This window comes from Mesorhizobium sp. M7A.F.Ca.US.005.03.2.1 (genome assembly GCF_003997795.1).
Taxonomy (GTDB): Bacteria; Pseudomonadota; Alphaproteobacteria; order Rhizobiales; family Rhizobiaceae; genus Mesorhizobium; species Mesorhizobium ciceri.
Genome location: NZ_RZRP01001576.1, coordinates 1 through 518, shown reverse-complemented (window position 1 = coordinate 518; position 518 = coordinate 1). Strand labels below are relative to the sequence as shown.

Sequence of the window (518 nt, the reverse complement as noted above, 5' to 3'; positions counted from 1 at the left end):
GTAGAGGATGCGGGTCAGGAGGTCGCGGCCGAGCAAGTCGGTGCCCAGCCAGAATTTTGCATCCGGCGGCAAGGGCGAGCCCTCGATGGTCAGGCCGTCGAACATCTGCTCGTTGGGATCATAGCCAGTCAGCCATGGCGCCAGCACGGCGCCGGCAACGACGATGGCGACGATGACCAGCCCGAGCAGAGCCAGACGGCGCCTGACCAGCCGGCGCCAGACGCCGGCGCGCGGCTTGACCGGCATGCGCCCTGGCGCGGTGAGATCAGGCACGATGGGACTGGTCATCGCCGCCTTCTTCCCCTGTTGCTTCTTCGCTTGTCATGGCCACGATCCGCCGCGCGGCATCCTCGACGCTGATCTGCCAGCTCATCGCCAGCGAGCGCAGCTGCGCATAGGCGCGGCCGTCATCGGCGCCTTTCGCCAGTGCCGTCACCGCGCGCACGATGGTCTGGCGCTCGGCAACGCGCTGGCGAAGCGAGTCGATCTCGCTGGCCAGGTGTTTTCGCGCCTCGAAA

1 protein-coding gene and 1 pseudogene are annotated in these 518 nt (G+C 67.8%); both read right to left on the bottom strand.

The window, feature by feature from the left end; translation table 11 throughout:
* Nucleotides 1-246: pseudogene (locus tag EN991_RS39235) on the bottom strand (ABC transporter permease); the annotation flags it as partial.
* Nucleotides 247-265: 19 nt separating this feature from the next.
* A partial coding sequence (locus tag EN991_RS39230) for an ANTAR domain-containing protein (protein WP_127370682.1) occupies nt 266-518 on the bottom strand: 253 nt, incomplete at its 5' end.